The organism is Pantoea sp. Ap-967 (genome assembly GCF_011752565.1).
Taxonomy (GTDB): domain Bacteria; phylum Pseudomonadota; class Gammaproteobacteria; order Pseudomonadales; family Pseudomonadaceae; genus Aquipseudomonas.
On sequence record NZ_VWXK01000005.1, the window covers coordinates 36,457 to 54,736 of the forward strand.

At 64.6% G+C, this 18,280-nt stretch carries 18 protein-coding genes; 13 read left to right on the forward strand and 5 right to left on the reverse strand.

Annotated features, from left to right (window positions below; translation table 11 throughout):
- Positions 1-63: 63 nt before the first annotated feature.
- The 6 genes from gabP (at position 64) to F3J45_RS07165 (ending at position 7,908) form a co-directional block, all read left to right on the forward strand.
- Positions 64-1,461, forward strand: coding sequence for a GABA permease (gabP, locus tag F3J45_RS07140; protein WP_167059465.1), 1,398 nt, complete (start codon positions 64-66; stop codon positions 1,459-1,461).
- 365 nt (positions 1,462-1,826) lie between these two features.
- The gene (locus F3J45_RS07145; RefSeq protein ID WP_167059468.1) at positions 1,827-2,543 is read left to right on the forward strand and encodes a GntR family transcriptional regulator; all 717 of its coding nucleotides are present in this window, start codon (positions 1,827-1,829) and stop codon (positions 2,541-2,543) included.
- 60 nt (positions 2,544-2,603) lie between these two features.
- Positions 2,604-3,923: an FAD-binding oxidoreductase gene (locus F3J45_RS07150; RefSeq protein WP_167059471.1), complete on the forward strand. Its 1,320-nt coding sequence runs from the start codon at positions 2,604-2,606 to the stop codon at positions 3,921-3,923.
- Positions 3,924-4,106: 183 nt separating this feature from the next.
- Complete coding sequence (locus F3J45_RS07155) at positions 4,107-5,435, forward strand: MFS transporter (protein ID WP_167059474.1); 1,329 nt, start codon at positions 4,107-4,109, stop codon at positions 5,433-5,435.
- A 75-nt stretch (positions 5,436-5,510) separates the two neighbouring features.
- Positions 5,511-6,404: a dihydrodipicolinate synthase family protein gene (locus F3J45_RS07160; protein ID WP_167059477.1), complete on the forward strand. Its 894-nt coding sequence runs from the start codon at positions 5,511-5,513 to the stop codon at positions 6,402-6,404.
- Positions 6,405-6,417: 13 nt separating this feature from the next.
- Positions 6,418-7,908 (forward strand): aldehyde dehydrogenase, encoded by a 1,491-nt coding sequence (locus F3J45_RS07165; RefSeq protein ID WP_167059480.1) that lies wholly within the window; start codon positions 6,418-6,420, stop codon positions 7,906-7,908.
- Between the two features lie 165 nt (positions 7,909-8,073).
- On the opposite strand, the gene F3J45_RS07170 is transcribed toward F3J45_RS07165, so the two are convergent.
- Entirely contained in the window at positions 8,074-8,544 is a 471-nt protein-coding gene (locus F3J45_RS07170) for an RNA methyltransferase (RefSeq protein WP_167059483.1), read from the reverse strand.
- 74 nt (positions 8,545-8,618) lie between these two features.
- Positions 8,619-8,990, reverse strand: a complete 372-nt coding sequence (locus F3J45_RS07175) for a YajD family HNH nuclease (protein WP_016391897.1) — start codon at positions 8,988-8,990, stop codon at positions 8,619-8,621.
- Between the two features lie 132 nt (positions 8,991-9,122).
- On the opposite strand from F3J45_RS07175, the gene F3J45_RS07180 reads away from it, so the two are divergent.
- Positions 9,123-9,401: a hypothetical protein gene (locus tag F3J45_RS07180; protein WP_167059486.1), complete on the forward strand. Its 279-nt coding sequence runs from the start codon at positions 9,123-9,125 to the stop codon at positions 9,399-9,401.
- Positions 9,402-9,509: 108 nt separating this feature from the next.
- On the opposite strand, the gene F3J45_RS07185 is transcribed toward F3J45_RS07180, so the two are convergent.
- Complete coding sequence (locus F3J45_RS07185) at positions 9,510-11,552, reverse strand: S9 family peptidase (protein ID WP_167059489.1); 2,043 nt, start codon at positions 11,550-11,552, stop codon at positions 9,510-9,512.
- A 192-nt stretch (positions 11,553-11,744) separates the two neighbouring features.
- Between F3J45_RS07185 and F3J45_RS07190 the strand changes: the two genes are divergently transcribed.
- Genes F3J45_RS07190 through F3J45_RS07215 form a run of 6 tightly spaced genes read left to right on the forward strand, consistent with a single transcriptional unit; the run spans position 11,745 to position 15,974 of the window.
- Complete coding sequence (locus F3J45_RS07190; protein ID WP_167059492.1) at positions 11,745-12,245, forward strand: MFS transporter; 501 nt, start codon at positions 11,745-11,747, stop codon at positions 12,243-12,245.
- 13 nt (positions 12,246-12,258) lie between these two features.
- Complete coding sequence (locus tag F3J45_RS07195) at positions 12,259-13,032, forward strand: class II glutamine amidotransferase (protein WP_167059495.1); 774 nt, start codon at positions 12,259-12,261, stop codon at positions 13,030-13,032.
- Positions 13,033-13,041: 9 nt separating this feature from the next.
- Positions 13,042-13,563, forward strand: a complete 522-nt coding sequence (locus F3J45_RS07200) for a DUF2937 family protein (protein ID WP_167059498.1) — start codon at positions 13,042-13,044, stop codon at positions 13,561-13,563.
- A 40-nt stretch (positions 13,564-13,603) separates the two neighbouring features.
- Complete coding sequence (locus F3J45_RS07205) at positions 13,604-14,377, forward strand: 5-oxoprolinase subunit PxpA (RefSeq protein WP_205300071.1); 774 nt, start codon at positions 13,604-13,606, stop codon at positions 14,375-14,377.
- Entirely contained in the window at positions 14,374-15,060 is a 687-nt protein-coding gene (pxpB, locus tag F3J45_RS07210; protein WP_167059501.1) for a 5-oxoprolinase subunit PxpB, read from the forward strand. The genes F3J45_RS07205 and pxpB overlap by 4 nt, the downstream gene beginning before the upstream one ends.
- On the forward strand, positions 15,057-15,974 hold the full coding sequence (locus F3J45_RS07215; protein ID WP_167059505.1) for a biotin-dependent carboxyltransferase family protein: 918 nt from the start codon (positions 15,057-15,059) through the stop codon (positions 15,972-15,974). Before pxpB ends, F3J45_RS07215 begins: the two co-directional genes overlap by 4 nt.
- Positions 15,975-16,038: 64 nt before the next feature.
- Here F3J45_RS07215 and F3J45_RS07220 read toward each other — a convergent pair whose 3' ends face one another.
- Positions 16,039-17,217: a VWA domain-containing protein gene (locus tag F3J45_RS07220; RefSeq protein WP_167059508.1), complete on the reverse strand. Its 1,179-nt coding sequence runs from the start codon at positions 17,215-17,217 to the stop codon at positions 16,039-16,041.
- Positions 17,218-17,230: 13 nt separating this feature from the next.
- The gene (locus tag F3J45_RS07225; RefSeq protein ID WP_016488585.1) at positions 17,231-18,076 is read right to left on the reverse strand and encodes a MoxR family ATPase; all 846 of its coding nucleotides are present in this window, start codon (positions 18,074-18,076) and stop codon (positions 17,231-17,233) included.
- Between the last annotated feature and the right edge of the window lie 204 nt (positions 18,077-18,280).

Consider the following 18,280-nt stretch of genomic DNA (forward strand, 5'->3'; position numbering starts at 1 on the left):
CGCTGGGTTTCGACCCAGGAGCTTCACGTCCCCCTCCACAAAAAAACAACAGCAGGGATCAGGATGACAACGACAAGCGCGAGTGGCGCCGGCAATCAGCTGGCGCAAGGCTTCAAGCAACGCCATGTGACCATGCTTTCCATCGCCGGGGTAATCGGCGCCGGGCTGTTCATCGGCTCCGGCCATGCCATCGCCGCCGCCGGGCCATCGGCGATCGTCGCCTACGCCCTGGCTGGGGCGCTGGTGGTGCTGGTGATGCGCATGCTGGGCGAAATGGCGGTGGCCTGCCCCGACACCGGTTCCTTCTCCACCTACGCCGACCGCGCCATCGGGCGCTGGGCCGGGTTCACCATCGGCTGGCTGTACTGGTGGTTCTGGGTGCTGGTAATCCCCATCGAAGCCATCGCCGCTGGCGTGGTCCTCAACAACTGGTTCCCGCACATCGATGCCTGGTTCTTTGCCTTGAGCATGACCGTGCTGCTGACCGCCACCAACCTGTTCAGCGTGGCCAAGTACGGTGAGTTCGAGTTCTGGTTCGCCATGCTCAAGGTCATCGCCATCGTCGCCTTCATCGCCCTGGGCGCTGCGGCCCTGGCCGGTGTGCTGCCGGGCCGCGAAGTCAGCGGCTTGCCGCGCCTGTTGGGCGAGCAGGGCGGTTTCATGCCCAATGGCTGGACGGCGATCATCGGCGCCTTGCTCACCACCATGTTCAGCTACCTGGGTACTGAGGCGGTGACCATCGCGGCTTCCGAGTCGAAAGACCCGGCGCGCAACATCGCCAAGGCCACCCGCTCGGTGATCTGGCGCATCAGCGTGTTCTACCTGCTGTCGATCTTCGTGATCATCTCGGTGGTGCCGTGGAACGACCCGCTGCTGCCGGTCCAGGGTTCCTACCAGCGCGCACTGGAAATCATGCACATCCCCTACGCCAAGCTGCTGGTGGACATGGTGGTGCTGGTGGCGGTAGCCAGTTGTCTGAACTCGTCGATCTACATCTCCTCGCGCATGCTCTATTCGCTGAGCAAGCGCGGTGATGCGCCGGGCTTCATCCAACGTACCTCCAAGGTGGGCGTGCCACGGGCGGCGGTGATCGGCAGTACGCTGATCGGCATGCTGGCCACCATCGTCAACTATTTCGCCCCGGCCGAGGTGTTCGCCTTCCTGCTGGCAAGTTCCGGCTCCATCGCGCTGTTGGTGTACCTGGCCATCGCCTTCTCGCAATTGCGCATGCGCGCCATCCTGCAGCGGCAGAACGTCGAAATCGCCTTCAAGATGTGGCTGTACCCGTGGCTGACCTATGCGGTGATTGGCTTCATCGTGTTCGCCCTGGGCACCATGTTCGTGATGCCGCAGCACCGGATGGAGGTGTCGTTGACCCTGGCATTGGCGCTGGTGATCCTGGTGTTGGGGGTAATTACCAGCAAGCGGCATGCGCGGCAGGAGGCGCTGGCGGCTGCCTGACTCGCCTTCGTTCCAGACCGAGCGCCGCCTGCGCGGCGCATCGCGAGCGTTGCTCGCTCCTACCAGGATGGTGCAAATCCCCTGTAGGAGCGAGCGCAGCTCGCGATGCGCCGCCCAGGCGGCGCTCGTTCGTGCAGGCGCTGAAAAGCCCAATCTGTCTTGTCTGGATAATTACCTGTCTGGTTTGGCAATGCAGCCCCCAAGGGTGTTTAATCTCACCCCTGAATCCCTCGAAAACCCTTTAAAACAAAGGCCCGGACAGATTTCACCGTTCATCGAAAATGCTGTAGACACATTGTCTAACAGTGCCCTATAGTCGTTATACAAATAGTAGACATAGCTCTATGACAACAAAGAAGGCCGCCATGAAAGCCACCGTTCAACCACTCGCAGCAGAAGTGCCGCAGGACCGCAAAGCCGTCCTTGCCGAGGCCCTGCGCCGCCGGATTCTCAGCATGGAGCTGGCCCCAGGCGCCGTGGTGGATGAACTGGCCCTGTGCGACGAATTTGGCCTGTCGCGCCCCCCGGTTCGCGAACTGCTGCGCCAGATCGCCGCCGAAGGCTACATCGAGCTTGAAGCCAACCGCGCCCCGCGCGTGGCCGCCATGAACCACGAGTCGCTGCACAGCTTCTTCGTCGCCGCGCCGTTGATCTACGTTGCCACCACCCAGCTGGCCGCAACCTATGCGTCGGCCGCGGAAATCGAAACCCTCCGCGGCATCCAGGCCCTGTTCCGCCAGGCCATCGAACAGCGTGACGTGGAAAACCGCGTGCTCTACAACGACGCCTTCCACCTGGAAATCGGCAAGATGGCGCACAACGACTACTTGATGCCGAGCCTGCGCCGCCTGCTGATCGACCATACCCGCCTGGGCAAGATTTTCTACCGCCACCCGACCACCGACGACATGCAGCGCGACCTCGAAATCGCCTGCGATCAGCACGACCAGATGATCGATGCCATCGAGCGCCGCGACCCGCAGGTTGCCGGCCAGTTGGTGCGCGAGCACTTCGAGCTGTCGCGTCGGCGCATGGCCGAATACGCCGCCCCGCATGGGCTGGATGTGCCGATTCATATTTGAACCACCCAGGCCTGCGCCCAGGCGTCGGCCACTGACAACAACACGCACCAGGTTAGTGACATGACAAGAATAAGTTCGTTACCTGCTGATGATGCCACCTGTGGCTGGTATCACCTGAGCAAACCCCGCACGCCAAGGCCGGCCCACCGTGGCCATAGCCAGGCACGCTGGGTTGTGGTTGGCGCCGGTTTCACCGGCCTTGCCGCCGCGCGCCAGCTGGCAACGAACTTCCCCGATGACGAGATCGTGCTGATCGAGGCCCAGGAGGTCGGTTTCGGCACCTCCGGGCGCAACGCCGGGTTCGCCATCGACTTGCCCCACGACATCGGTGCCGAGGACTACATTGGCGATATCGGCATCGCCAAGACGGTGCTCAAGCTCAACCTGGGCGGCCAGTCGTACCTCAAGGAGCTGATCGAGCGCTTCGACATCGAGTGCCAGTTCCGCCATTGCGGCAAGTACCAGGCCGCCATCGAAGACCGCGGCATCGCCGTGCTCGACGCCTACCGCCGCGGCCTGGACAAGCTCGGCCAACCCTACGAGGTGATCGAAGGGCGCGACCTGCCCGAGCACATCGGCACGCACTTCTACCGCAAGGGCCTGTTCACTCCTGGCACCGCGCTGCTGCAACCCTCGGCGCTGGTCAAGGGCCTGGCCGACAGCCTGCCAAGCAACGTCTCGCTGTACGAGCACACGCCCATTACCGACGTCGAATATGGCGACAAGGTCGTGCTGCGTCACGCCAATGGCTCGATCACCGCCGACAAGCTGGTGCTGACCACCAACGCCTTCGGCATGAGCTTTGGCTTCCTCAAGGGCCGCATGCTGCCGGTGTTCACCTACGGCAGCATCACCCGCCCGCTGACCGAGGACGAACAGGCGCGCCTGGGCGGCAAGCCCTACTGGGGCGTGATTCCCGCCGACCCGTTCGGCACCACCATGCGCCGCACCGTCGACAACCGCCTGCTGATTCGCAACAGCTTCAGCTACAACCCCGACGGGCGCAGCAACCGCAAGTACCTGGAGCGCTTCGTCGAGCGCCACCGCGACTCGTTCGCCCGGCGCTTCCCGATGTTGCCCGGGGTGAACTTCGAATATACCTGGGGCGGTGCACTGGCCCTGTCGCGCAACCACATGGGCTTCTTCGGCAAGTTGGCCCCCAATGTGTTCGGTGCGCTGTGCTGTAACGGCCTGGGCGTGACCCGCGGCACGGTGACCGGCAAGTTGCTGGCCGACTGGCTGGCCGGCGACAAGAACGAATTGATCGAGTTTCTGCTCAATGCCCCCGGGCCTTGTGCGAACCCGCCGCAGCCCTTGGTTTCCCTGGGCTTGAACGCCAACTTGATGTGGGGGCAGTTCCGCGCTGGCAAGGAAAGCTAACCGTTACTTGAAGTAGCCAATTGACTGTTTGACGCAGGCTTTAGTTAGCCGGCACGGGCGCCCTTTGCCCGAATTTGATGATCGAGATGCGCCGTCCGATCACCCGGGGCTGAATGGAATTTTCAGTGTCGCGGACGCGCTCGCCTTGAATATGTGCATGCAGAAGAAGTGGTAGGAACAACAATGACAAGTCCGAATATTTCGATTGAAGATGTACCGATCAGCAACTTCCACCAGTTGTTGACCCTGCGCTCCGGCGGCGGCTCGTTCGTCGACGGTTATGTGTTGAGCATCATCGGCGTGGCCATGGTGCAGATGGCCGCAGGCCTGAACCTGACCAGCTTCTGGCAGGGCATGATCGCCGCCTCGGCACTGATCGGCATCTTCTTCGGCGGCTTCTTCGGCGGTTGGCTGACCGACCGCTTCGGCCGCAAGCGCGTGTTCTTCGTTGGCCCGACCCTGTTCATCCTGGCCTCGGTCGCGCAATTCTGGGTGGAGTCGGCGCTCACCCTGTTCCTGCTGCGCTTTGCCATCGGCATTGCGGTGGGTATCGAATACCCCGTGGCCACCTCGTTGCTGGTGGAGTTCCTGCCCAAGAAGAACCGTGGCCCACGCCTGGCCACCCTGACCGTGCTGTGGTTCGCCGGTGCCGCCACCGCCTACATGGTGGGCGAGGCGATCCTGCGCCACGGTGGCGATGATGCCTGGCGCCTGGTGCTGGCCAGCGCCGCAGTGATCGGCGCGCTGCTGTTCGCCCTTCGCCTGGGCACCCCGGAGTCGCCGCGCTGGCTGATCAGCAAAGGCCGCTCGGCCGAGGCCGAGCAGGTGATCAAGCGAGTCTACGGCAATGGCTTCAGCCTGAAGAACCTGCCTGAGGAGCCCAAGACCCGCAAGCTGTCGTTCCTCAGCCTGCTGCACTCGGGCTACGGCAAGCGCATGCTGTTCGTCACCATGTTCTGGACTTGCTCGGTGATCCCGGTGTTCGCCGTCTACGCTTTCGCTCCAAAGGTGCTGGGTGCGCTGAACCTGAAAGGGGACTGGGCGTCGATCGGCTCGGTGGCGATTACCTGCCTGTTCGTGGTCGGCTGCATCATCGGCACCCGCCTGCTCAACACCATTGGCCGGCGCACCACGCTGCTGCACAGCTTCTTCTGGTCGGGGCTGGCCTTGCTTGGCCTTGGCGCTTTCAGCAACGGCAACGAGATGCTCATTCTCGTGCTGTTCGGCGCCTACGCCCTGTTCATCGGCGGTGCCCAGGTGCTGCAGCTGGTGTACCCCAATGAACTGTTCCCCACCGAAATCCGTGCCGGCGCCGTGGGCGTGGGCACCTCGATGTCGCGGGTCGGTGCCGCCGTCGGTACCTGGCTGGTGCCCATCGCCCTGGACAGCTATGGCATCGGCGCCACTATGTATGCCGCCGCTGCCGTGACGTTCGTCGGCCTGGCTTTCTCGGTTGCGCTGGCGCCGGAAACCCGTTCGCTGAACCTGCAACAGGCCGCTTCGCTGGGCTGAACCGAATGACAACCTGCCACGGCGTGAATCCGCCGTGGCCTTTACAACACTGATCAACGCGCAGGAGTTCCTACCGTGAAATTCGAAGGCATCTACACCCCGGCAATCACCCCGCTGGCTGCGGACGGCTCGATCGACAAGGCGGCGTTCGCCGACGTGCTCGAATACCTGGTCGAGTCGAAGATCCATGGCGTAATCATCGGCGGCTCCACCGGCGAGTACTACGCCCACACCACCCAGGAGCGCATCGAGCTGGCCGCCCAGGCCAAGGACGTGCTCAACGGCCGCCTGCCGCTGATCGTCGGCACCGGTGGCATCCGCACCGAAGACGCCGTGGCCTTCGCCCAGCACGCCAAGGAAATCAAGGCCGACGCGCTGCTGGTGGGCACCCCGCCATACGCCCTGCCGACCCAACAGGAAATCGCCCTGCACGTCAAAGCCGTCGACGCCGCTGCCGGCCTGCCGATCATGCTCTACAACTACCCAGGCCGCATGAGCGTGAGCATGGGCGAGGAGTTCTTCGACGCTGTGGCCGACGTGAAGAACATCGTCGCCATCAAGGAAAGCTCCGGTGACATGGCCCAGCTGCACCGCCTGGCCATCCAGCGCCCGAACATCCAGCTGTCGTGCGGCTGGGACGACCAGGCCCTGGAATTCTTCGCCTGGGGCGCCAAGAGCTGGGTGTGTGCCGGCTCCAACTTCATCCCGCGCGAGCACGTGGCCCTGTACGAGGCCTGCGTGATCGAGAAGAACTTCGACAAGGGCCGCAAGATCATGGCCGCCATGATGCCGCTGATGGACTTCCTCGAAGGTGGCAAGTTCGTCCAGTCGATCAAGAACGGCGTTGCCCTGAACGGCCTGAAAACCGGCGGCGTGCGCAAGCCACTGTACGACCTGGATGACGCCGAGAAGGCAGAACTCAAGCGCGTGGTCACCGAGCTGAAGGCCACCATCGCCCAGATCAACTAAGGAGGCTGGAAAAATGGCTGAATTGCTGAGCAAGGAACAATACGCGGCCATCGCCGCCGAACTGCAGCTGCGCACCCAGGCGTTCATCGACGGTGAATTCCGCGATGCCATTTCTGGCCGCACCTTCGTCACCACTAACCCGGCCACCGGCCAGCAGCTGGCTGAAATCGCCGCCTGCGACGTCAATGACGTGAACGTCGCCGTGGCTGCCGCCACGCGCGTGTTCGAAGACGGCAGCTGGTCGAAGATGCAGCCCAACGACCGCAAGCACGTGCTGCTCAAGTTCGCCCAGCTGCTCGAAGACAACGCCCACGAACTGGCCGTGCTCGAAGCGCTGGACAGCGGCAAGCCGGTCAGCGAGTGCCAGAATGTCGACGTGCCGGAAACCATCCACACCATCCGCTGGCACGCCGAGCTGATCGACAAGATCTACGACGCCACCGCGCCAACCGGCAACGCTGCCGTGACCATGGTGGTGCGTGAAGCCATCGGCGTGGTCGGCCTGGTGCTGCCGTGGAACTTCCCGCTGCTGATGCTGGCCTGGAAGATCGCCCCGTCGCTGGCCGCCGGTTGCTCGATCGTGGTCAAGCCAGCCAAGGAAACCACCCTCAGCGCCCTGCGCGTGGCGGAGCTGGCCCACGAGGCGGGCATTCCAGCGGGTGTGTTCAACCTGGTGCCTGGCGGTGGCCGTGAAGTGGGCGAGGCCATCGGCCGCCACATGGACATCCCGATGGTGAGCTTCACCGGCTCCACCGACACCGGCCGCCTGTTCCTGAAATACGCCGCCGAGTCCAACCTCAAGCGCATCGTCCTGGAGCTGGGTGGCAAGAACCCGGCCGTGGTCATGAACGACTGCGAAGACCTCGACGAAGTGGCTCAGTTCGTCACCGCCGGTGCGTTCTGGAACATGGGTGAGAACTGCTCGGCGTCCTCGCGCCTGATCGTCCACAAGGACGTGAAGGACGAGCTGCTGGGCCTGATCGCCAAGCACCTGAAGGACTGGAAGCTGGGCGACCCGCTGGACCCGGACAACCGCCTGGGCGCCATGGTCAGCAAGTCGCACTTCGAGAAGGTCAAGTCGTACCTGGAATACGCCGCCGAGCAGAAGCTCACGGTGGTTCAGGGTGGCGAAACCGAGGACGGCGTGTTCATCCAGCCGACCATCGTCGACAACGTGGGCCGTGACAACAAGCTGTTCGTCGAGGAAATCTTCGGGCCGGTGCTGAGCGTGACCAGCTTCGAAACCATCGACGAGGCCATTGAGCTGGCCAACGACACCGTCTACGGCCTGGCCGCTTCGGCCTACACCGGCAGCCTGCGCAATGCGCTGCGCCTGTCGCGTGAAATCCGCGCGGGCGTGGTGACGGTCAACTGCTTCGGCGAGGGTGATGTCACCACGCCGTTCGGTGGCTACAAGGAGTCTGGCTTTGGTGGGCGCGACAAGTCCATCTGGGCCCATGACCAGTACACGGAGCTGAAGACCATCTGGATCAACGCTTCGTGACCTGAGCAAGACCGGTGCTGTTCTGACGGAGCTCAGCACCAGCCGGCCGCCTTGCGTCAGCAGGGCCCATCGCGACCTTTGGTCGCTCCTACAGGGGAATTGCGTTCCCGTCGTAGGAGCGACCGCAGGTCGCGATTGGCCCTGCCAACGCAAAGGCGGCCTTTTTTATTTGAACTTGGGCCCCGAACGGGTATTCAACCCCTTGGCCATGCGGTCATACAGCACCACATTCACCGTCGCCGCCAGGTTCATGCAGCCTTGGGTGGGAATGTAGATCGTCTCTTCGCACCACCCGCGCACCTCTTCGCTCAGCGAGCCATCTTCAGGCCCGAAGATGTAGATCGCCCGGTCTGGGTGGGTGTATTCCGGCAAAGGCCGGGCGCCGTCCACCAACTCCACCGCCACCGGCGTGCAGCCCAGGGGAATGATGCGTTGCAGGTCGTCGATGCCGATCAGCGGAATGTCGTAGTGCACCCGCTTGGTGTCGGTGACGAAGTCGCGTGCGCGCTCGTAGCGCTTGCCGGTGTAGAACACCGAGTTGACGCCGTAGCAACCCGCTGCGCGCATCACCGAACCGACGTTCTCCGCAGACTTGGGGTTGAACAGGCCGATGCAGCTGTACCGTTTGTTTGCCACGTGCCGGGGCCCTTCGTGAAAAAAAGAGCGCGATTATACGGGCTTGCCGGCAGCAGCGGGGGGTGTGCTGACCGTCAGTCTTTCTTGAGCATGCCGGCCAGGGCGGCGAACGGGTTGTGGGTTGCCTTGGCGATGCTTGGGGTGCTGAGCGAGCCTTCGCTGAAATACTGCTGGTCGGTGTAGCGCGAGTGCTCGTTGTCGTGGCAGTACAGGCACAGCAGTTCCCAGTTGGAGCCGTCCTGGGGGTTGTTGTCGTGATTGTGGTCGCGGTGGTGCACGGTCAGCTCGCTCAGGCGCTTGCCGGAAAACTCACGGGCGCAGCGGCCGCACACGTGCGGGTACATTTTCAGGGCTTTGTCGCGGTAGCCCATCTCCTTGTCGCGCTTGGCGTCGGCGAGGATGCGGTCGAGGCGGGCGGTGGCGGCGGAGGTGGAAGCCGAACTCATGGTATTTCCTTTGTTCTGATCAGGCAGATGACGGTTATGCCATTGAGTCTAGCGCGCTTGCGTGGCAGGCGGACAGGCGAAAACTCGAATATCGGCGTAGCCTGTAGGAAGGTTCCCGACAGGAGGTTGCTGATGTTTCCTGCGATCCTCGCCACGCTGCTGCTGGCTGCCGTGCCCCTGGCCGAGGCGGCCGGCACGCCGCCCAGGTTGAGCACGCCGGTGCCCGGTGCACCCGGCACGGCAACGCCTACGCCTTACCCGCAGATCACCCCCAGCGCGCCCCCTAGGGCCGACGATGGCCAGCCCGGTGCGCCGCTGTTGCCGCCGATGCCGCTGCCAGGGCCGCCAAAGGATCAGGAACTACCGGGCCTGCGCCCGGAGGTGCCGAAACCGCCGGTGCAGGATGATTAGCGGCATCACAATTTCAGCGCCTGTAGGAGCAGGCTTGCCTGCGATGCGCCGCGCGGGCGGCGCTCGGTCTCACAGGCACTGAATGCCTGGTGGCGGACGCCCCAGCCCTCACTCCACCCCCAACTCCCCAAACACGAACGCATACTCCAACGCCACATCCCGCAGCCCCTGGTAGCGCCCGCTCATGCCGCCATGCCCGGCGCCCATTTCGGTCTTGAGCAGCAGCAAATGGTCGTCGGTCTTGCGCGTGCGCAGGCGCGCCACCCACTTGGCCGCTTCCCAGTACTGCACGCGGCTGTCGTTGTAGCCAGCCACCACCAGCATGGCCGGGTAGGCCTGGGCACTGACGTTCTCGTACGGCGCATAGGCCTTGATCCGGGCATACACCTCGGGCTCCTCGGGGTTGCCCCATTCGTCGTATTCGGTGACGGTCAGCGGCAGCTCGGGGTCGAGCATGGTGTTGAGCACATCGACGAACGGCACTTCGGCGATGGCGCAGCGGAACAACGCCGGGCGCAGGTTGAGCACGGCGCCCATCAGCAAGCCGCCGGCGCTGCCGCCGCTGATGGCCAGGCGCTCGGCAGCCGTCACGCCCTCGGCGATCAGGTGCTCGGCACAGGCGATGAAGTCGCTGAAGCTATTGTGCTTGTGCTCCTGCTTGCCAGCCCGATACCAGGCTTCGCCCAGTTCGCCACCGCCACGCACATGGGCAATGGCGAAGGCCACCCCGCGTTGCAGCAGGCTCAGGCGAGCATGGGAGAACCACGGGTCGAGGCTTTCGCCGTAGGCGCCATAGCCGTACAGGTACAGCGGCACGGTCTTGTCCAGGTCCTGGCGGCGGCGCACCAGGCTGATCGGCACCTGGGTGCCATCCGCCGCGGTGGCCCACAGGCGCTGGCTGACGTAGTCGTCGGCGTCGAACTCACCCAACACCGGGGTTTGCTTGAGCACCTGCTGGGCGCCGCTGGCCAGCTCCAGCTGGCGCACCTGGGCCGGGCGGTTGAGCGCTTCGTAGCGCAGGCGCACGCGGGTGCTGGCGAACTCCAGGCTGTCTTGCACATACAGGCTGTAGGCGGCGTCTGGCAATTCCACACGGTAGGGCGCCAGGCCCTGGGGGCGGACTTCGATGATCGGCAGGCCACCCTCGCGCAGGCTCAAGGTCAGGGCGCCGGCATTCAGGCTCAGGCCTTCGAGCATCACTTCATCGCGGTGCGCTACCAGCTCCTGCCACGCCTCGCGGCCTGGTACGGGGGCTGCCGGGGCGTGATACAGGGCGAAGTTGATGCCGGCCTGGTTGCTGCGGATGAACCAGCGCCACTGGCCGTCGAGCTGACCGTGGTCGGGGAAGTATTCGTGGCCTTCGACCCGTGGGGCCAGGCAGGTGAATGCGGCCTGCGGGGTCTGGGCATCGAGCACCCAGGCCTCGCTGGTGGTCTTGCTGTTGAGCAGCAGCACCAACTGGCGTTCGGAGCTGGTGCGGTAGCAGTGCAGGAAGAAACGGCCGTCGGCCTCCTCGAACACGGTGCTTGCCCCGGCTTCGCCCAGGGTATGGCGGCGCAGGCGCCAGGGCCGGTGGGTGTCGTCCAGTTCGGCGAAGAACAGCGTCTGGCTGTCGTTGGCCCAGGTCAGGCTGCCGTCGCAGTCGTCGAAGGGCAGGGTGGTCACACTGCCGTTGGCCAGGTCCTTGACGTATAGGGTGTAGATTTCGTCGCCGCTGGTGTCCAGGCTGTAGGCCAGCAGGCGGTGGTCGGGGCTGATGCTGAACGCGCCCAGCGACAGGAAGCCGCCGCCGGCCAGGGCATTGGGGTCGAGCAGCAGCTGTTCCTGGCTTTGATCGACGGTGTTGGAGTCGTCGGCTGGGCGCGGGCAGCGGTAATGGCGCGGGTATTCGTCACCGGCGGTGGTGCGGGTGTAGTACAGGTAGGGGCCCCAGGGCGAGGGCAGCGACAGGTCGGTTTCCAGGATGCGGCCCTTGATTTCCTCGAACAGCTGTTCGCGCAGGGGCTCTTGGTCGGCCAGGCAGGCCTGCTGGTAGGCGTTTTCCGCCTGCAGGTAATCGAGCACTTCGGGGGTGTCGCGCTGTTGCAGCCAGGCGTAGGGGTCGGCAGCCTGGTCCTGGCGGGCGATGGGGGGTTGGGGCTTGATTGGCATTGGGGATCCTTGAATGGGGTTGCCTGTGCTGGCCTCTTCGCGGGGCAAGCCCGCTCCTACAAACGAATCACCGGCAATGACGCCTGTGTAGGAGCGGGCTTGCCCCGCGAAGAGGCCGGCACAGGCAAACGCTGTCTGCGCCCGGAAAAGTGTTTATCATAGGCATCTCTTTGCCTGGCTTGCACGAACCCCATGATCCAGAACGACTATACCTTCGCCTGGGCGCTCTACGCCGTCGCCGCCCTGGGTTGCCTGCTGGTGGCTTTCAAGCTCACCGGCTGGATGTGGCGCTGGCTGCGTGAACCGCTGCGGGTGATCGTGGCGGTGCTGCTGCTGACCCCGACCGTGGTCGACCCGGTCAAGGACAGCTTCGCCCCGGCCATTGCCATCACCGCCCTGGATCTGGCCTTCAAGGTGGGTGGCAATGCCTGGCGAGCGGTGTCGGACATCGCCATGTACGGCATGATCGCCTTCGCCCTGTACATCGTCTTCGTGCTGATTCGCTGGCCGCTGGAAAACCGCGCCCGCGCCCGCCGCGAGCAGGCCGAGGCGGCCGCCCAGCGCCGCGCCGCCGAGGACAACGCGATGGTCAGCGATACCTCGCTGGCCGCCGAGCGCCAGGACCGTTACCGCAACGACCCGCCACCCGCCCCGCCTGCCGGTGGCCGTGGCCGGGTCGAGCCTCGTCTGTAAGCGGAGCCCGACCATGTGCGAATTGCTGGGCATGAGTGCCAACGTCCCTACCGACATCGTCTTCAGTTTCACCGGCCTGATGCAGCGTGGCGGGCGTACTGGCCCGCACCGTGACGGCTGGGGCATCGGCTTCTACGAAGGGCGCGGCCTGCGCCTGTTCCAGGACCCGGCCGCGAGCAGCGAGTCGGAGGTGGCCAACCTGGTGCAGCGCTACCCGATCAAGAGCGAAGTGGTGATCGGCCATATCCGCCAGGCCAACGTTGGCCGCGTGTGCCTGTCCAACACCCACCCGTTCGTGCGGGAAATGTGGGGTCGCAACTGGTGCTTCGCGCACAACGGCCAGTTGGGCGACTTCAAGGGCCAGGCCACGTTCTACCGCCCGGTGGGCGACACCGACAGCGAAGCGGCATTCTGCGACCTGCTCAACCGTGTGCGTGCGGCCTTCCCCGAGCCGGTTGCCGTGGAACAGCTGCTGCCGGTGCTGGTTGAAGCCTGTGCCGAATTCCGTGGCAAGGGGGTGTTCAACTGCCTGCTCAGCGACGGCGACTGGCTGTTCTGTTTCTGCTCCACCAAGCTGGTGCACATTACCCGGCGTGCGCCGTTTGGTGCGGCTCGTTTGAAAGATGTCGACCTGATCGTCGATTTTCACACCGAAACGACCCCCAACGACGTGGTCACGGTGATTGCCACCGAGGCCCTGACCGAGAACGAGACCTGGCAGCGCTACGAACCGGGGCAATGGGCCCTGTGGCGGCACGGCGAATGCGTAGCGCACGGGCAAAGCTAAGGACGCTGCATGTTCAGAAGTTACCTGCGGTTGCTGCTGTTCACCTTCGGCCTGCTGGCCGGTATCCAGGTGCCTGGGCTGGTCAAGGACTACAGCCAGCGGGTCGAGGCGCACCTGTTCGAGTCGCGCCAGGCGCTCGATGGCTTCAAGCAGACCGCCGAGCGGTTCTTCAAGGGTGACTTGCAAGCGCTGGTGCGCCATTACCGCACCAGTGACGACCCGGTGTTCCTCAGCGACGCCAACAGCATCGAGAGCCTGCTGGTGCGCAACCAGTTGCTGGAGGATGAATGGCAGGCGCTGCAAGGCCCGTGGGCCAGCCGCACCTGGCATGTGCTGGTGCAGGCAGACCCCCAACTGCGTGACGAAACCCTCGACGGCTACAGCTACCAGATCCTGCTCAAGCCAGAAGCCATTGGCTGGGGCGTGGGTGCCGGGTTCCTGCTGGCCTTGCTGGTCGAGAGCCTGTTGCTGGGGATTGGCTGGGTGATCCTGGGCGGGCGACGCCGGGCGGTGAAAGAGAGCTGGCGCTGAGGGCGCATCGCGAGCTTTGCTCGCTCCTACCGGGGTGTGCGTGAACAACGGAGGCGACGTGGTGGAACGCTTGCTACTCAATTGCGACATGGGCGAGAGTTTCGGCAGCTGGCGCATGGGCCTGGATGCCGAGGTAATGCCCTTCATCGACTGCGCCAACATCGCCTGTGGCTACCACGCCGGCGACCCCGGCACCATGCGCCGCACCGTGGCCCTGGCGCTGGACCACGGCGTGACCATCGGCGCGCACCCGGCCTACCCGGACCTGGTCGGCTTCGGCCGGCGCTCCATGGCCTGCAGCGGCGAAGAAATCCGCGACCTGCTGCACTACCAGCTCGGCGCCCTGGACGGCATCTGCAAGGTGCTCGGTGGCCGCGTGGCCTATGTGAAGCCCCACGGCGCGCTGTACAACGACATGATGGCCAACCCGCAGACGCTGCGCAGTGTGCTCGAAGCCGTGGCGGCCTACGGCAGCAACCTGCCGCTGATGCTCATGGCCACGGCGGACAATCGCGCCGCCCAGGCCCTGGGCGATGAAATCGGCGTGCCACTGTGGTTCGAGGCCTTCGCCGACCGTGCCTACACCGCCAGTGGCCACTTGCTGTCCCGGCGCCTCCCGGGCGCAGTGCACCACGACCCGGCGCGGGTGGTCGAGCAGGCTGTGCGCCTGGCCCGGGGCGAGCCGTTGGTGGCCGACGATGGCAGCGCGTTGACCCTGGCAGCCAGCACCCTCTGCGTGCACGGTGACAACGACGGTTCGGTCGCCGCCGTGCGGCAAATCCGCCAGGCCCTGGATGCGCTGGAGGCGCGATGAAGCTGCGTATCGAAGTGGCGGCCATCGACTGCCTGATGGTGCGCCTGTTCGACCATATCGATGAAGCCAACATGCCGTGGATGCTCGCGGCCAGCCAGCGGCTGAATGAGGCGTTCGGGGCGCACCTGGTGGAACTGGTGCCGTCCTACACCACCTTGATGGTGCAATTCGACCTGCCGCCCGGGGCGGCGAGGGCGTTGATCGTGCAGGCACTCGACGGCTTGCAGCCGGACACCGGCAAGGGTGGCCGGCGTCATGAAATCCCGGTTTGGTACGACGCCAGTGTCGGCCCGGAACTGCCCGTGCTGGCCGCGCGCAGTGGCCTCGGCGAGGCCGAGGTGATCCGCCTGCACAGCGAGCGCGAATACCCGGTGTTCGCCCTTGGCTTCGCCCCCGGCTTCGGCTTCATGGGGCTGGTGGATGAACGCCTGGCCAGCCCGCGCCTGAGCACGCCGCGCAAGCGCGTGGCGGCGGGCAGCGTGGGTATCGCCGAACGCCAGACCGCGGCTTATCCCGCCGTGTCGCCGGGTGGCTGGAACCTGATCGGGCGCACCCCGGTGCGCCTGTTCGACCGTGAACGGGAGGGCTACAGCCTGTTGCAGCCGGGTGACCGGGTGCGTTTCGTGGCGGTGTCGCGTGACGAATTTCTGGTCATGGGCGGTGATGCCGAGGCGCAAGGATGAAGCGATTGATGATCCAGGCCAGTACCCCGCTGTGCCAGTTGCAGGACGCCGGGCGCTTTGGCGTGCGGCACCTGGGGGTTACCCAGGGCGGGGCGCTGGACTGGGTGGCGATGCAGTGGGCCAACTGGCTGCTGGGCAACCCGCTGGGTGCACCGGTAGTGGAGGTGGCGCTGGGTGGCTTTGCGTGGGTGGCGGAGCAGGATTGCGTGCTGGCGCTGGCCGGGGCCGACCTGGATGCACGGGTGGACGATCAGCCACTGCTGCCATGGCGCAGCTTCAGCTTGGCAAAAGGGCAGCGGTTGATCCTGAAACAGCCAAAGCACGGAGTGCGGGCCTATCTGGCGGCCCCGGGCGGGTTCCTGGGCGACGATGTGCTGGGCAGCTGTGCCACGGTCGTGCGCGAGGAGCTGGGCGGTATCGATGGGCGTGGTTCAGCGTTAGCGAAGGGGCAGGTGCTGTGCTTCGCCGGTGAGTCGCCGGCCTTGCGCGAAGTACCGGCAGCGCTTTGCCCGCGCTATGTGGCCAAGCCCGTGCTCGACCTGGTGATGGGCGCGCAGATTGGTGAATTCAGTGGCACCAGCCTGTTTGAAGCGTTCAACCGTGACTGGACCTTGGACAGCCGCGCCGACCGCATGGGCATTCGCTTGCTGGGGCCGCAGCTGATCTACCAGGGCGCGCCGATGATTTCCGAGGGGATTGCGCTGGGCGCGGTGCAGGTGCCGCCGGATGGGCAGCCGATCGTGCTGCTCAATGACCGGCAGACCATTGGCGGGTATCCGCGGTTGGGGGCGTTGACGCCGTTGGCGTTGGCGCAGCTGGCGCAGTGCATGCCGGGGGCGCAGGTGCGGTTCAGGGCGGTGGTGCAGGATCAGGCGTGGCGGGAGCAGCAGGCATACCTGGACCGTTGGTTGTAAGGCTGCCGGCCCTTTCGCTTTGTAGGAGCGGGCTTGCCCCGCGAAAGGGCCGGTACAGGCCATATCACTTGGACAGGTAACGCATCCCTTCCTCCAACCCCTGCAAGGTCAGCGGATACATCTTGTCCTCGATCAAATCCCGCACCAAGTGCGTCGATGCGGTGTAATCCCAGGCCTGCCTGGGGTACGGGTTGATCCAGATGATCTTCTTGAACTTCGCCATGAAGCGCTGGATCCACACATACCCGGCCTCTTCGTTCCAGTGCTCGACGCTGCCCCCGGGCTGGGTGATCTCGTAGGGCGCCATGGCCGCATCGCCGACGAACACCACCTTGTAGTCGTCACCGTACTTGTGCAGCAGGTCGAAGGTGGCGAAGCGCTCCGAGGTGCGGCGCAGGTTGTTCTTCCACACCGACTCGTACACGCAATTGTGGAAGTAGTAGTACTCCAGGTGCTTGAACTCGGTCTTGCAGGCCGAGAACAGCTCCTCGCACACCTTGACGTGGGCGTCCATCGAGCCGCCGATGTCGAACAGCAACAGCAGCTTCACCGTGTTGCGCCGCTCGGGGCGCATCTGGATGTTCAGCAGCCCGGCATCACGCGCGGTGTGGTCGATGGTGCCGTCGATGTCCAGTTCCTCGGCGGCACCTTCGCGGGCGAACTTGCGCAGCCGGCGCAGGGCCAGCTTGATGTTGCGCGTGCCCAGTTCCACCTGGTCGTCGAGGTTCTTGTACTCGCGCTGGTCCCACACCTTCACCGCCTTGCCCTGGCGCTTGCCGGCCTCGCCAACGCGGATGCCCTCGGGGTTGAAACCGCCCGAGCCAAATGGGCTGGTGCCGCCGGTGCCGATCCACTTGTTGCCGCCGGCGTGGCGTTCCTTCTGCTCTTCAAGGCGCTGCTTGAACGCCTCGATCAGCTTGTCCAGGCCCCCCAGGGACTGGATCTGCGCACGTTCCTCGTCGGTGAGCGAGCGCTCGAACTCCTTGCGCAGCCAGTCTTCGGGGATCAGCGCCTCGATGTGCTGGTCGAGGTTTTCCAGGCCCTTGAAGTAAGCGGCGAAGGCGCGGTCGAACTTGTCGAAATGGCGCTCGTCCTTCACCAGGATGGCACGGGCGAGGTAATAGAACTCGTCCATGTCGGCGAACACCACGTGCTTTTGCAGTGCCTGGTGCAGGTCGAGCAATTCGCGCACCGACACCGGCACCTTGGCCGCGCGCATTTCATTGAACAGGTTGAGCAGCATGGCCCGGCTCCTGTCAGCGGTTGCCGCGCCGGCTCATGAAGGCCAGGCGCTCCAGCAATTGCACGTCCTGCTCGTTCTTCACCAGGGCGCCAGCCAGTGGCGGAATGGCCTTGGTCGGGTCGCGCTCGCGCAGCACCGCTTCACCGATGTTGTCGGCCATCAGCAACTTGAGCCAGTCGACCAGCTCGGAGGTGGAGGGCTTTTTCTTCAGGCCCGGCACCTTGCGCACATCGAAGAACACGTCCAGCGCCTCGCTGACCAGCGACTGGCTGATGTTCGGGTAGTGCACATCGACGATCTGCTGCAGGGTGGTGCGGTCGGGGAAGGCGATGTAGTGGAAGAAGCAGCGGCGCAGGAAGGCGTCGGGCAGCTCTTTTTCGTTGTTGGAGGTGATGATGATGATCGGGCGCTGCCTGGCCTTGATGGTTTCGTCGATTTCGTAGACGTAGAACTCCATCTTGTCGAGTTCCTGCAGCAGGTCGTTGGGGAACTCGATGTCGGCCTTGTCGATCTCGTCGATCAGCAGAATCACCCGCTCATCGGCCTCGAAGGCTTCCCACAGCTTGCCTTTTTTCAGGTAGTTGCGCACATCGTGGACCTTGTCCACGCCCAGTTGCGAGTCGCGCAGGCGGCTCACCGCGTCGTACTCGTACAAGCCCTGGTGGGCCTTGGTGGTGGACTTGATGTGCCAGGTGATCAAACGCGCGCCGAACGAGGCGGCGAGCTGTTCGGCGAGCATGGTCTTGCCGGTGCCGGGTTCGCCCTTGACCAGCAGCGGGCGTTCGAGGGTGATGGCCGCGTTGACCGCCAGTTTCAGGTCGTCTGTGGCGACGTAGTCGCGGGTGCCTTCGAACTTCATGGGTCTGTCCTCTGTAGTGGGCCTGTGCCGGCCCTTTCGCGGGGCAAGCCCGCTCCTACAGGAATCGCGGAAATCTGTAGGAGCGGGCTTGCCCCGCGAAAGGGCCGGAACAGACAACACAATAGTTGTGATTTGCCACCGACTATAACGCGGCCCCAGGCAGCTGAAAACGCAGACCGGGTATTCATTCCCTGAATGCCCCGT